A 13,116-nucleotide genomic window follows, 5' to 3' on the forward strand; every position below is an offset into this window, starting at 1 on the left:
CATGAACCGCTTTGCAATCGCAATCCTCCTGGCACTGACAGTGACCATTGCTGCGCTGTCTGAGAGGGCTCACGCGGAACCACGACTGGCTCTGGTTGTCGGCAATGGCGCCTACACGACTGTCACACCGCTGGACAATCCGGTGAACGACGCAAGCCTGATGGCCGACGCGCTGCGCAAGGTCGGCTTCGAGGTAACCCTCGTCACCGACTCCAGCCAGAACGAGATGATCACGGCGATTTCGCAGTTCGGCAGCAAGTTGCGGGCCGCGGGTGAGGATGCAACCGGGCTGTTCTATTATGCCGGCCACGGTGTGCAATCGTTCGGTGCAAACTTTCTCCTGCCAGTCGATATCGAACTTCAGGATGCTGCCGACCTCAGCCTGGTCGGTGTCCCTGCACAGGCCGTTCTACGGCAGATGTTTTCAGCGCGGAACCGGACCAACATCGTCATTCTGGATGCCTGCCGAAACAACCCGTTCGTTTCCATCCCGGACCTCAGCGACAACGGTCTGGCAGAAATGAAGGCTCCAAGAGGCACCTTCCTCTCCTATTCCACCGCACCGGGCGACATCGCGCTCGATGGTATCGGCGGCAACAGCCCCTTCACCGAAGCGCTGGCCCGGCACATGCCGACACCCGGCATGCCCGTCGAAACCCTTTTCAAGGCGGTGCGGGTCGATGTTCTGAAGGAGACCGGCAACCAGCAGACCCCTTGGGATACATCCTCCCTCACCGTGGATTTCCAGTTTGTCCCGGCCAAGGCGCCCTCGGCAGAGGAAGTCGAATTGCGCCAGATCTGGGACACGGTGAAACTCAGCAAGGACCCCTTGCAGGTCCTCCTGTTCCTGCGCGCGCATCCGGACAGCAGATACTCCGCAGAAGCCAGGGAACTCCTGACGGCCCTGATGGAAAAGGAAACGCAGCCCGCCGCGCAGGCGACACCTGCCCCGCAACAGGAATCCGAACCTGTCACGCCCCAGACAAGCGAGCGTGACATGATCGAAACAGCGCGCCGAGAGGGAACCGCAAGCGCCTATCAAACCTATCTGGATGCATATCCGAACGGTGCCTTTGCCGAACTCGCTCGCCTGGAGCTGCAAACGATCGTCAACAAGGAGCAGAGCACGGACCCGGTCGCCAATCAGCCGCAACAGGAAGACGCGCCGGCCATCGCCGAGCAAGGCTCACCTGCCGCCGATCCGGGGGAACCGTCAGCCGTCATAGCATTCAACGCTCCCCTTGCCATGGGAGAGCCGGATATCGCCACCCGAAGCATTTCGGAGCTGATCACCGGATCGCCGAAATTCCCGCCGATCGAGGGTCTGCCGGAAGCGGTCTGGAAGGACAAGACTTGTGCCGCCTGTCATCAATGGGAGCAGGCGAACCTGTGCGACCAGGCCAGGACCTATGTCGCAGACAAGTCCAGAACCATCGAGAAACAGCACCCCTACGGCGGCACTTTCAAGAATGCGTTGCGGCTTTGGGCCGAACAGGGGTGTCCGTAACTTCGACGCCGGGTCTGTAGCGATCCGACGTGTTTTGCGTGCGTCGGTTACTGCGATTTCGAGATCACCGCATAGTCCGAGTAGCCGGCATAAAGGCGATGGAAAGAGGCAACTGCGCCGATGCTGGCAGCCAGGGCCTTCAACTCGTCCTCCAGGTCGGCTCGCGGAGATACGTGGAAGGATTTGAGCCAGGCAAACAGCACGCGCTTGAACCAGCCAGGCAAGCGTTCCTGCTGACCGAAATCGACCACGTGGATCCGCCCTTCCGGCGCCAGCCGCGCGGCACCTGCCGCCAATGCTTCGCGCCAGATCGGGATCATGGACAGCGTATAGGAATAAAAGACGCGGTCGAAAGCCGGAACACCAAAACCTTCCGTTGCCGCCGGGTTTGCGGCATCGCCTTCCACAAGCGCGATCCGGTCTGTCAGGCCTGCCTTGTCGATGTTCTTCTGCGCGGTTTCCAGCATGTTCCTGGAAATGTCGAGACCGTAGAAACGAACGTCCGGGTAGGCTTTTGCAGCCGCTATCATGTTCCGGCCGGTGCCGCAGCCAAGTTCCAGTACGACGCCATCTCGCGGCGGCTGAAGCTCGCGGATCAGCTTGTCGCGCCCGAGCAGGTAGAACTTGCGGGTCAGGTCGTAAAAATGGCGCTGATGGCGATAGACGGTATCCATCAGCCGGGCCGTTTCGACGGCTTGGGTCATGACGCTATGTTTCCGTACGCAGGACGGCCAGCTTAGCCGTTGAACACATAAAGATGGAAGCCACCATAAATGGAGGAGCGGTCCTGACGGCCAAGCTCCAGGCTTTCCTCTTTCTCGTAGGTCCAGCGATTCAGGATCTGGTCGGATACGCGGCCCGGCAGAAGTGTCGGTTCGGCAGCGGTGCGGAAGATGACCCGGGCACCTGGAAGCGCGGTCCGTGTTATCTCGGTCCAGAGTGCATTGAGCTGATGATCTGTCATCCAGTCCTGGGCGTCCAGCAGCACATAGGCGTCTAGCGTATTGTCCTGAACCGACTGAAGGTGTTCGGTAAAATTGCGATTGAGCACACGGACCCGGCCCGCACGCTGACGGATTTCCTCGAAATGCTCGCGCTTGAGGTAAGGCGGCAACGGTCCGGCTGGACCGGTGCTGTCCTGACCGCTTGGAGCATAGCCACGGCCGAAGGCCTGCCAGGCGAAATAGTTGTCCTGCATGGAGAAGTCGCAAGCGAGTTTTTCAAGCCGCTGACGCAGAACCGCAGACATGTCGCGTTCGGCACTGGCCGATACCAGGGCGTCATACTGCGCAGGCGGAATGCCGAGGCCGTAGAGCGACATCTTCTTGGACGTTGCCCAGCGCACCAGACGCTTGTCGAACAGCGGTGCCAGTGCGGTATCGAAGAAGGTGCGCTGTTCCTCCAGCGACCTGGTCTTGACCATGTGCTTCGGATCGATGCCATAGAGCCTTGCCACGAGGTGTCCTGCTCCGATGCAATAGCCCAGCAGACCGTGATGATAGAGGTCGCGCGAGAACAGCGTGATCCTCTTGCGGCCCCAATTGGCCATGTCACGGCCTTCCCAGTAGGCGACCGTTTCAGGATCGAGCTTGTCTTTCAGGAAACGCTGATAGGCGGCAACATTGGCCTTTTCGTCTGCTTCGCCGAAGAACCTGTAGAAGATCTCGTAATTCGGCAGATGCTTGGCTGCCGCCAGTTTCAGCCGGCCCAGCGCCACATGTGCACGGTTGAGGTCCACCGCAGTGATCTCGGCCGGATTTGCCGTCAGGTAGGACATGACGTTGCAGCCGCCCGACGCGATCGTGATCATTCGGGAGTCCGGCGTCAGGCGAAGAGCCCTCATGTCCACATCCGGATCTTCCCAGATCTGCGGATAGACAAGGCCCTTGAAGGCGAATGTGAACAGCCGCTCGAGAAAACCGTCCTTGGAGGTGGCTTCGGAACGGTGAACCGCATTCTTGAGACGTTTCTTCGATGCGGTGAGCGTGCTCTGCGCCATGTCTTTCTCCCGAGTCACCTGCGCCAATAAACTGCCTTCCGATACGTGACGGACGCGACAGTTTGGTGACGTTTGCGGAGAATCGAGCCGTTATCCGGATAATAAACTGCCGGTGAGGACCTGCCTCAGTGTTCCAGGCGTGTCTTCGCCGAGGGAGAGCCTTCCTCCCCTGCGGAAATGAAACAAAAAGCCCCCGCCGAAGCGGGGGCTGTGTTTCCGTCCAGACCGTTGGGAGATCCGAACCTAGCGCGTGATAACCACGAAGTCGGTGCCAAGACCCGTGTTGCGGGTGAAGTTTCGGTCCGTGACCGTCAGGGACGAACCCGGGGTCAGCATCCTGGAAACTTCAAGCGCCACCTTCTTGGACATCTCGATCCGGTCGAGAACGTCCATCGACGCGCCACCGCGTTCACCTTCCGCAGATACCGCCATCCACTCGACCGACGAGTCGCCGGGCTTGAAATCCATGGCAGTGAAAACGTGCGTTCCGATTTCCTGGTCGATATCCTTGATCGAGACAGGGGCGGAATAGACATCGCGGAACTTGCGACGGATCCGCAGCGTTGCATTCTTCGGCTCTTCGTATCCGGCATCGGCATGGATGCGGACCTCAAGTGCATTGGTCAGCTGACCGGTTACCGGCAGCTCGGCACCTTCCTGGTACAGGCTGATTGCTGCACGGGTCTTGCGACCCATGACACCGTCTTCCGGACCGGCATTGAAGCCCATCTGGTTGAGCAGCTGTTGCAGCACCTGAATACGGCTTGGTGCTTTCTGCGGCGTGATGATCATCCGAAGAGGCTGATCGAAATAAGGATTTTCCGGTTGTACGGCCGGCAGGTTAGCCTGCAGGGGCGCTTCCTGAATGGCACCACGCAGCGCCGGATCGGCTGCAATGGTCTCGTCCGTCAGGCTTGCGACCTCGGTTTCAGGCACATAGGGCTGTGGCAATACAGCGTGATGCACACCAAGCGGGTTCGCCTCGCCCCGTGTCACGACAACATGCATGCCGCGCTCGGTCATGCTGTAAAGCGACTGTGCAAAGGCTTTCGGAAGACGAATGCAACCGTGCGAAGCCGGATAGCCGGGCAACCTGCCGACATGCAGGGCAATGCCCGACCATGTCAGACGCTGCATGAATGGCATCGGCGCATTGTCATAGAGGTTGGAAAAGTGCTTACGCCTCTTTTCCAGAATGGAAAACACACCGGTCGGTGTGCTGTGGCCGCGCTTCCCGGAGGAAATCGACGACACTTCGATCAGATCCAGGCCGCGATAGACCTTGATCTTCTGCTCGTCCAGCGACACCAGCATGTGCAATGGCGGTTCGCTTGCCACATCCGTTTCCGGAGCGGCGTCGCGCGCGAATGCGGCCGACATGGCGGCGAACGAAATAACTGCGGCACCGGTCAGGTTGAGCAGCGAGCGCTTGTGCCTGCTCCGGCTATTCATTTCCAATGACAACATCCCTGAGCTCCCCAACGCAAATACCCATAAAGCTCGATTAAAACTGTAACCGACACCTGTGTAGATCGGGTTAGGAAACACGGTTACTTATTGGTTTCCTTCGACCTTTCAGCCGCAAAATCGCACATTACCCAGCTCGCGGCTGTTATTCACATCACATTTTGTACAGCTAGCAGCCACAACGTGAACGGGGCCTGAATGGGGAAAACGGCCCATTCACGCCAACGGTTCCCGCAGGAGTGGCTTTTCTCAGGCTTTCAGTCCGTCCAGGAAACGGACGGGTTCGCCGCGCGAGGGTGTCGTCAGTTCACCGTCCCACATGACGCGCTGCCCGCGGACAACAGTCCCAACCGGCCAGCCGGTGACGTCCTTGCCGTCATAAGGTGTCCAGCCGCACTTGGAGGCGATCCACTCGTTGCGGATCGTCTCCTTGCGTTTCATGTCCACCACGGTGAAGTCGGCATCGTAGCCGACTGCGATCCGGCCCTTGAGTGCCGTCTGGAAGAGACGGGCCGGGCCTGCACTGGTCATGTCGACAAAGCGCGCGAGGCTGAGACGGCCTGCGTTGACGTGATCCAGCATGATCGGAACCAGCGTCTGCACACCGGTCATTCCGGACGGAGACGCCGGATAGGGCTTCTGCTTTTCTTCCAGAAGATGCGGGGCATGATCGGAACCGAAGATGTCGAGAATGCCCTGCTGCAAGGCCCACCAGAGACGTTCCGAGTGGCGCGGTGCACGTACCGGCGGGTTCATCTGAACCAGCGTACCCAGCCGGTGATAGGCTTCGTCCGTCAATGTCAGGTGGTGCGGTGTCACCTCGATGGAGGCGACATCCTTGTGGTCGATCAGGAAATCGACCTCCTCTGCCGTAGACAGATGCAGAATGTGGATCTTGGCGCCGGTTTCGCGCGCAATGCCCACAAGACGCTGGGTGCACTGGAGCGCTGCGATCTCGTCACGCCAGATCGGATGGGAGCTCGGGTCGCCTTCAACACGCTCTCCGTGACGGTCGCGCAGGCGGAACTCGTCTTCGGAGTGGAAGGCCGCCCGGCGGCGGGTTACGGACAGGATTTCCTTCACGCCCTGGTCGTCTTCCACCAGAAGGTCGCCGGTGGAAGACCCCATGAACACCTTGATGCCCGCTGCCGCCGGCAGTCGTTCCAGCTCGGGAATGTCCTTGACGTTATCCCGCGTGCCGCCGACCCAGAAGGCAAAGTCGCAGTGCATGCGGTGGTGTCCACGCCGCACCTTGTCGGCAAGGGCTGCCTCGGAGGTTGTCAGCGGATTGGTGTTCGGCATCTCGAAGACCGCGGTGACGCCGCCCATGACGGCAGCACGGGAACCGGATTCCAGGTCTTCCTTGTGGTCGAGACCGGGCTCGCGGAAATGCACCTGGGTGTCCATGACGCCCGGCAGGACATGCAGGCCCGTGCAATCGACCGTTTCGCCTGCCTGTGAAGCGTCGAAGGTGCCTATGCCGACAATCCGGCCGCCGCGAACAGCGACATCACGCTGCCCCTCGCCGTCCTGATTGACTACGGTTCCGCCCTTCAGGATCAGGTCATAGGTCGCGCTCATGTGGCTCCTCCGCGTTAATTCGGGTCTATCGGCAGGTCGGTTTAACGGGCTTATACGCGGCCCGGCGGCAAAGGACCAGACAGGGGTCGACAGATTCAGAACCTTGCCCACGGTGGGGAAAGCGCCTATGTGGCACTCAAGTGAAACTGGCCAGACAAACTGTCTGAAACAGTCATCCGTTCCATGGAGCCTGCCGTGTCGACCCTGTCCTATGCCCATCTGTCCGACCGCTCGTTGATCCGCGTTGGCGGTGCCGAGGCACAGCATTTCCTGCAAAACCTGGTGACGGCAGATATCGACGGCATGACGGGAGGTGGCGCTCGCGCAGGTGCCCTGCTGACGCCCCAGGGCAAGATCCTGTTCGATTTCCTGATTTATCGCGTCGAAACCGGGTATCTGCTGGATGCCCCCGCCGAAACGGCAGCCGACCTTCTGAAACGGCTGACATTCTATCGGCTGCGGGCAAAGGTGGAACTGGAACTGCTGCCGGAAGACGTCGGAGTGATTGCGGTTTGGGATGACACTCCGGAAGCGGACAACGCTTTGAACCTTGTTCCGGAGGCAGCCCTGGCCTGCGTCACGGATCCGCGGCTGCCAGCACTCGGGATGCGCATTTCCGGTTCAGTGGCTGATCTTTCCGCAATGCTCGATGGTTCACCTGCGGACGTTGCGGCCTATGATCTTCACCGCATTTCAAAAGGCGTGCCGGAAGGTCTGAAAGACTACGACTACTCGGACATTTTCCCTCACGATGCCGATCTGGATCAGCTTGGCGGTGTTTCCTTTTCCAAGGGATGCTACGTCGGTCAGGAAGTGGTTTCGCGCATGCAGCACCGGGGCAGTGCCCGCAAGCGGTTCGTTCAGATCGAAAGCGGCGCGATGCTTCCTGAAAAGGGTGCTGATATCATGGCCGGCGGCAAATCCGTCGGGGCGCTCGGGTCCAGTGCCGGTACCGGCGACAGCGCTGTGGGCCTTGCCCTGCTCCGTCTTGACAAGGTAGCCCAAGCCAAGGACAACGGCATCCCTCTGCAATGCGGTGACACGGAGATTCTGGTCAAGGTGCCCGACTGGGCATCGTTTTCCTTGCCGGAGCCCAGCACCGCGGATTGAAACCGCGAGATCTTTGAGGACCGATGGCCTCTGCCCGAACCGACCAGCCCCCGCGCGCCTGGCAGCGCATGTTGTCCGGCAGACGGCTCAATCTTCTGGACCCCTCACCGCTCGACGTCGAGATCTCCGACATCGCCCATGGCCTTGCCCGTGTCGCCCGCTGGAACGGACAGACCTATGGCAACCATGCCTTCTCGGTCGCGGAACATTCGCTGATCGTTGAAGACATCGCCATGATGCTGAAACCGGACCTGCCGCCGCACTGGCGCCTGGCTGTTCTGCTGCATGATGCGCCGGAATATGTCATCGGCGACATGATATCCCCCTTCAAGTCCGTCATCGGTGAAGCCTACAAGGGAGTGGAATCCCGCCTGCAGGGGGCAATCCACCTGCGGTTCGGTCTGCCCGCCGCAATTCCCGTGGCCGTAAAGAAGCTCGCAAAGCGCGCCGACATCATCTGTGCCTATTTCGAGGCGGTGGAACTGGCCGGTTTCGACGAAGACGAAGCTGCCAAGATTTTCGGCAAGCCACGCGGTTTCCCGCTCGATGCGGACGGCAAGTTGCGTTACGGCCTTGAGCCTCTGCCGGTGAAATCTGCCCAGGAAATGTTCATGCAGCGCTTTGAAGCAATCGAAGCCCTGCGCGAAGCTGGGAACAACCCGAAAAGCAGACAAGCTAACGGGTGACCTTGCCCACGAATGACCCTAGTTTATTGACGGATACGAAGAACCGGTTCTGTCATGCTGCACGTTTGTTCCTTGTCGAAATTGCCCGAAACGGTGGTCTCCACCGGCGCCAAATCCGTGATCACCCTGATCAACGCCGAAATGAACGTGCCGACACCCGTCGGTATCTTGCCGGAGCGCCATCTGTTTCTTGCCTTCAACGACATTGTAACGCCGGTGAAGGGGCTGATCCCGGCCAGTGAAAGGCAAGTGGAGGCTTTTCTGTCCTTCGTGAGATCCTGGGACCGGCAGGAACCGCTGGTGATACACTGCTGGGCAGGCATCAGCCGCTCGACGGCCGGTGCCTATGTGGCAGCCTGTGCGCTCAACCCGAATGCGGATGAATACGATCTTGCGAAGATCCTTAGGACGCGTTCGCCGTCGGCCACACCAAACGCCCGGATTGTTGCGATGGGCGACAAGATCCTCGGCCGTGATGGCCGCATGATCGACGCCATCCGCGGCATCGGCCGCGGTGCAAATGCCTTTGAGGGCACCCCCTTTGTCATGCCGATCGACTGACGACCAACCACGGAGACGCAATGCCCCACCGGCAAGCCAATATTGAAATCGGATTGAATGCCGTCATCGTATCGGTTGCCGGGGGCCTGCCCCAGATCGTTCACGTGAACGATGCGAAGGAGGCAAGTCCGCAGACAGGTGGGCAAACCGGAGCAGAGAGCGGCGCGAACGCACCAGGTGAGGCGACACTCGACAGCCTTCCGTTTGGTCCATTCGACCCGATCCGTCACCGCACCTTCGAAATCGGCCTGCGTTCCTGGGTGGAAAACCAGACCGCGCTGAGGTTGGGATACGTCGAACAGCTTTACACCTTCGGCGACCGTGGCCGGCACCGTGTTTTCGGTGACGAAGGACCGCATGTGGTTTCGGTCGGATATCTGGCTTTGACACGTCAGACCCCGGATTCGGAAAGCATGCTCCTGCGGCACGATTCGGCATGGCGTTCCTGGTACGACTATTTCCCCTGGGAAGACTGGCGCACCGGGCGTCCCGATGTCCTGGATCGGGACATCCTGCCGGCTCTCGACGCCTGGGCCAGCGAACCGCCGCCTTCGGGCGAGCCGCCCAAACCACTTGGGCGTCAGGAACGGGTGCGGCTTGCCTTTGGTACTGGCGGAACTTCCTGGGATGAAGAGAGGGCGCTGGAGCGGTTCGAGCTTCTTTATGAAGCAGGCCTCGTCGAAGAAGCCCGGACCGACGGACGGCCCGCGGCCCTGCGGCGGTCAAACCTGCCTTTTCTCGGCGCGTCGATGCGCTTCGACCATCGCCGGGTGCTGGCGACCGCCATTTCCCGGTTGCGCGGCAAGTTGAAATACCGGCCGGTGATCTTCGAGCTGATGCCGGAGACCTTCACGCTCACCGAGCTTCAAACGTCGGTCGAGGCCATTTCGGGACGTCATCTGCACAAGCAGAATTTCCGCCGCCTGGTAGAAAACGCCGACCTTGTCGAACCGACCGGCGCAACGTCGACCGCGACCGGGGGCCGCCCGGCTGCCCTGTTCCGGTTTCGCCATCAATTGTTGAGCGAACGGCCTGCCCCCGGGCTTCGTGTAGGCGGACGCTGACGGCTTTCTGCGATTTTTTTCAACACGACCATTAAAGTTAAGTCCTTAGTAATATTAACCATAACTCCTCCCATCGGCGCGAAAACTTCCACGATTTTCCACGAATTCCAGTCTTATTAACGCTCTTTCAAGGTTAAGCAGACATCTTCAATTTCAGCGTCGTTGTTTACACAGCGTTCACGCTGTTCGTCCGGCGTTTTCGGGACGATGTGTAACGAGTTGGAGTTGGCTGCGTATGTCTGGCCTTAAGTCCCGCAACGGAAAGCGGTTTTCTTCTAAAGTGACACAAGATTTCGGCCCGGTCCGTGCGCGTATGCGCCGGCTCAAATATGTTCTTGTTGCCTGTCCACTGGTCTGGCTCGGTATCGGCGGATCGGTTGGAAACCAGGACATCTTTTCGCTCGTCAACTCGCGCAAGGCGGAATCGCCGCGCTGGATGATGTATCTTGAGCCAGCGAATTTCACGACGAAGGTTGCACCGAAACTGGCGCTCGGCACGACGCCGGTACCGGACCATATCTCCGCACCGATTCTGACACTGACGTCCGCAGATGAGGGTTTCGAGGCCAAGCCACTCGTCGGTTTTGAAGAGGTCGCCATGAGTGCCAGGCCGACCGAAGTCCCCGATACGATCGTTACCAACAGCACCGCCAAAAGCGACCGCCTGATCACGATGGCACCGGACCGTCAGATGGTCGACAGGGCAGCCGGCAATCTCTACGCCATGTCGAGCCTGATCTCGACGGAGAAGAAACACGAGGACCTGCCCCGCGTCGCCTTCGTCAAGGCACAGCCGCTCAACTCCCAGGAAACCAGCATGCTCGCCAGCAACGGCAAGGATGGTTTCCCGGAAGGTGGGCCGCTGGACCTGCAAAAGGTCATGATGGCGCGCAATGCCGCTGCCGCCAGCTTCTCCCTCGTTTCCGCCTACGCTCCTGAAAGCGTGAAGGAAACCAAGGAACCCTTCGACGCGCTGTTCGGCGCTGCCATGTACGAGCAGGAGCTGCCGCCGCCGGAAGATCCCGACAACCCGCACTGGTGGGCACAAAAGCCGCTGCCGCTGTCCGTTGGAGACAAGAAAGAGCAGCGCTGCCTTGCCGAAGCCATCTACTTTGAAGCTCGCGGTGAAAGCGAAGACGGTCAGGTGGCCGTCGCACAGGTCGTGTTGAACCGGGTCAAGAACCCGGCCTACCCGGACAGCATCTGCGGCGTCGTTTACCAGAACCGCCACAAACGCAACCGCTGCCAGTTCTCCTTTGCCTGCGATGGTATCAAGGATCGCATTTCCAGCCCGACTGCCTGGGCAACGGCCCAGAAGCTGGCAAGGGATGTCGCTGACGGCAAGCGCTATTCGAAGATGGTCGACGCTTCGACCCACTATCACGCGACCTACGTCAACCCGCGGTGGGCGAAGTCCATGGCCAAGCGCGGCAAAGTCGGCCTGCACATCTTTTACAAGACCTACGCCGGCGGCTGGAACTGATCCTGCCGCCCGGGGCCTTCCTGCTTCCTTCTTCAGGGCTCGCACGTGTATGGATTGTAGACCGACCCGGAAGACCGGCCTGCTATCCGCATTCACGGCCGGCATCTAACGCCGGCCGGATCAAACGGCTGATATCAAGCGGTTGCGAAAGTGTCCTTGAACTGCTCACGAAGAACGTTCTTCTGGACCTTGCCCATGGTGTTGCGCGGCAGGCTGTCGACCAGAACAAGCTTCCGCGGATGCTTGAAACGGGCGAGCGATGTTCCGGCAACAGCAAGGATCGCATCCAGGTCGGGCGTTTCCGGGCTATCCGGCACCACCAGGCCCAGCACTGTTTCACCGAAATCGGAATGCGGCACACCAATGACGGCGCTTTCCCGAACACCGGGCTGGGCATCCAGGATCAACTCGATTTCCTTCGGGTAGACGTTGTAGCCACCGGAAATGATCAGGTCCTTGTTGCGCCCGACGATATGGACATAGCCGTCTGCGTCGACCATCCCTAGATCGCCGGTGATGAAGAAGCCGTCTTCCCGCAATTCGGCAGCCGTCTTCTCCGGCATCTGCCAATACCCCTTGAAGACATTCGGTCCGCGCACCTCGATCTGGCCAACCGTTTCGGCCGGCAACGTGTCGCCCGTCGCGGGGTCCGTGATCTTCAGCTCCACGCCCGGAAGCGGGAAGCCGACTGTCCCGGCGCGGCGTTCGCCTTCGTACGGGTTGGAGGTGTTCATATTGGTTTCGGTCATGCCGTATCGCTCCAGGATCCGGTGACCGGTCCTTTCCTCGAACTGCCGGTGCGTTTCGGCAAGCAGCGGCGCGCTTCCGGAAATGAACAGCCGCATGCCCTTTGTGAGGTCCGCCGTAAAACGTTCGTCCTGAAGCAGTCGGGTGTAGAAGGTCGGCACGCCCATCATCGTCGTTGCCTTGGGCATCAGATCGATCATGGCGTCGAGATCGAATTTCGGCAGGAACAGGATCGCGCCACCAGCAGCCAGCGACACGTTGGTCGCAACGAAAAGCCCGTGTGTGTGGAAGATCGGCAAGGCATGCAGCAGCACATCCTGGTCGGAGAAGCGCCAGAGCTCCGCCAGGGTGGCGGCGTTCGACAACAGGTTCGCCTGCGTCAGCATTGCCCCCTTGGACCGCCCGGTGGTGCCGGAGGTATAAAGGAAAGCGGCCAGATCGTCCGGCGCTCGTTCCACTGTTGCAAATTCCGAGGGTTTGGCATTCGCCTGATCCGTCAGCGAACCGCTTCCGTCAGCGTTGAGCGTCTCGAGGCGGGCGCCGAGTTTCGAGACGACAGGGTCCAGCAAGGTCTTGCTGCCACCGTCGCAGACCACGGTCCTGGCGCCGCTGTTTTCAATAAAGTAGCTAAGCTCATCGACGGTGTAGGCCGTATTGAGCGGCAGGAACACGATCCCTGCCTGGGCACAGGCCGCGTAAAGAGCCAGAGACGTGGCCGACTTTTCGACCTGGGCGGCGAGACGGTCGCCAGCCACCATGCCGTTGTCGGTCAGAACATGGGCAATCTGCGCCGCGCTTTCCAGAAACGCAGCATGTGTCAGGATGGAGCCGTCCTGAAAGATCAGAAAGGGTGTGTTCTTGCCGGCATGCTTTCCGAACAGTTGGTCGTAGAGTGGGTTTGTCATCTATGG

Annotated in this window: 11 protein-coding genes; 6 read left to right on the top strand and 5 right to left on the bottom strand. The window is 60.0% G+C overall.

The features are described from left to right. The first annotated feature begins 1 nt into the window (after window position 1). Window positions 2–1,507 (top strand): caspase family protein, encoded by a 1,506-nt coding sequence (locus tag FIV03_RS00200; RefSeq protein ID WP_152508273.1) that lies wholly within the window; start codon window positions 2–4, stop codon window positions 1,505–1,507. A 47-nt stretch (window positions 1,508–1,554) separates the two neighbouring features. Here the strand turns inward: FIV03_RS00200 and FIV03_RS00205 are convergent, their stop codons facing one another. The 4 genes from FIV03_RS00205 to FIV03_RS00220 form a co-directional block, all read right to left on the bottom strand. Continuing rightward, window positions 1,555–2,211 (bottom strand): class I SAM-dependent methyltransferase, encoded by a 657-nt coding sequence (locus FIV03_RS00205; protein WP_152508274.1) that lies wholly within the window; start codon window positions 2,209–2,211, stop codon window positions 1,555–1,557. A 32-nt stretch (window positions 2,212–2,243) separates the two neighbouring features. After that, on the bottom strand, window positions 2,244–3,506 hold the full coding sequence (locus tag FIV03_RS00210) for a DUF3419 family protein (RefSeq protein WP_152508275.1): 1,263 nt from the start codon (window positions 3,504–3,506) through the stop codon (window positions 2,244–2,246). Between the two features lie 243 nt (window positions 3,507–3,749). Then, a complete protein-coding gene (locus tag FIV03_RS00215; RefSeq protein ID WP_209009813.1) occupies window positions 3,750–4,958 on the bottom strand; it encodes a L,D-transpeptidase in 1,209 nt (402 codons plus the stop codon). 264 nt (window positions 4,959–5,222) lie between these two features. Beyond that, entirely contained in the window at window positions 5,223–6,554 is a 1,332-nt protein-coding gene (locus FIV03_RS00220) for a dihydroorotase (protein ID WP_152508276.1), read from the bottom strand. Window positions 6,555–6,749: 195 nt separating this feature from the next. Between FIV03_RS00220 and FIV03_RS00225 the strand changes: the two genes are divergently transcribed. The 5 genes from FIV03_RS00225 to FIV03_RS00245 all read left to right on the top strand — a co-directional run bounded on the left by FIV03_RS00225 (window position 6,750) and on the right by FIV03_RS00245 (window position 11,458). Then, on the top strand, window positions 6,750–7,664 hold the full coding sequence (locus tag FIV03_RS00225; protein WP_286202242.1) for a folate-binding protein YgfZ: 915 nt from the start codon (window positions 6,750–6,752) through the stop codon (window positions 7,662–7,664). 23 nt (window positions 7,665–7,687) lie between these two features. Continuing rightward, a complete protein-coding gene (locus FIV03_RS00230) occupies window positions 7,688–8,350 on the top strand; it encodes an HD family hydrolase (protein WP_152508278.1) in 663 nt (220 codons plus the stop codon). A gap of 54 nt (window positions 8,351–8,404) precedes the next feature. Further along, entirely contained in the window at window positions 8,405–8,911 is a 507-nt protein-coding gene (locus tag FIV03_RS00235) for a tyrosine phosphatase family protein (RefSeq protein WP_152508279.1), read from the top strand. A gap of 20 nt (window positions 8,912–8,931) precedes the next feature. Continuing rightward, the gene (locus FIV03_RS00240) at window positions 8,932–9,975 is read left to right on the top strand and encodes an NAD regulator (RefSeq protein WP_152508280.1); all 1,044 of its coding nucleotides are present in this window, start codon (window positions 8,932–8,934) and stop codon (window positions 9,973–9,975) included. 235 nt (window positions 9,976–10,210) lie between these two features. Beyond that, the gene (locus tag FIV03_RS00245; protein ID WP_152508281.1) at window positions 10,211–11,458 is read left to right on the top strand and encodes a cell wall hydrolase; all 1,248 of its coding nucleotides are present in this window, start codon (window positions 10,211–10,213) and stop codon (window positions 11,456–11,458) included. Between the two features lie 134 nt (window positions 11,459–11,592). On the opposite strand, the gene FIV03_RS00250 is transcribed toward FIV03_RS00245, so the two are convergent. Beyond that, a complete protein-coding gene (locus FIV03_RS00250) occupies window positions 11,593–13,110 on the bottom strand; it encodes a malonyl-CoA synthase (protein ID WP_152508282.1) in 1,518 nt (505 codons plus the stop codon). Between the last annotated feature and the right edge of the window lie 6 nt (window positions 13,111–13,116).

The organism is Labrenzia sp. THAF187b, from assembly GCF_009363375.1.
GTDB lineage: Bacteria > Pseudomonadota > Alphaproteobacteria > Rhizobiales > Stappiaceae > Roseibium > Roseibium algicola.

Bases quoted from the DNA above. Each gene is read 5' to 3' on its own strand.
- FIV03_RS00200 (WP_152508273.1), top strand. From the start codon at position 2: ATGAACCGCTTTGCAATCGCAATCCTCCTGGCACTGACAGTGACCATT.
- FIV03_RS00205 (WP_152508274.1), bottom strand. From the start codon at position 2,211: ATGACCCAAGCCGTCGAAACGGCCCGGCTGATGGATACCGTCTATCGC.
- FIV03_RS00210 (WP_152508275.1), bottom strand. From the start codon at position 3,506: ATGGCGCAGAGCACGCTCACCGCATCGAAGAAACGTCTCAAGAATGCG.
- FIV03_RS00215 (WP_209009813.1), bottom strand. From the start codon at position 4,958: ATGAATAGCCGGAGCAGGCACAAGCGCTCGCTGCTCAACCTGACCGGT.
- FIV03_RS00220 (WP_152508276.1), bottom strand. From the start codon at position 6,554: ATGAGCGCGACCTATGACCTGATCCTGAAGGGCGGAACCGTAGTCAAT.
- FIV03_RS00230 (WP_152508278.1), top strand. From the start codon at position 7,688: ATGGCCTCTGCCCGAACCGACCAGCCCCCGCGCGCCTGGCAGCGCATG.
- FIV03_RS00235 (WP_152508279.1), top strand. From the start codon at position 8,405: ATGCTGCACGTTTGTTCCTTGTCGAAATTGCCCGAAACGGTGGTCTCC.
- FIV03_RS00240 (WP_152508280.1), top strand. From the start codon at position 8,932: ATGCCCCACCGGCAAGCCAATATTGAAATCGGATTGAATGCCGTCATC.
- FIV03_RS00245 (WP_152508281.1), top strand. From the start codon at position 10,211: ATGTCTGGCCTTAAGTCCCGCAACGGAAAGCGGTTTTCTTCTAAAGTG.
- FIV03_RS00250 (WP_152508282.1), bottom strand. From the start codon at position 13,110: ATGACAAACCCACTCTACGACCAACTGTTCGGAAAGCATGCCGGCAAG.